The sequence below is a fragment of the Monashia sp. HAY1-2A genome (genome assembly GCF_056755315.1).
In genome coordinates, this window is record NZ_JBNDHY010000662.1 from 1 (window position 1) to 215 (window position 215).

Here is a 215-nt window from a genome sequence, read left to right on the forward strand (position 1 = left end):
TCCGTCGTCGGCAGCGTCAGATGTGTATAAGAGACAGTCACAAGAGGTGTCATGACCCGCGAGCTGCCCGTACTCGTGGATCGGTTCCCGGTGGCTGCTCGAGGTCGAGCGGTACCGTCCCTGTCTCTTATACACATCTCCGAGCCCACGAGACGCGTAGTAATCTGGGGGGGGGGTGTTTTGTTTGGCAGGGGGGGGGGGGGGGGGGGGGGGGG

1 protein-coding gene is annotated in these 215 nt (G+C 63.7%); it reads right to left on the reverse strand.

What is annotated here, in order from left to right:
* On the reverse strand, window positions 1–215 hold a 215-nt coding region (locus tag ACPYOM_RS23460; protein ID WP_481347822.1), incomplete at both ends, for a hypothetical protein.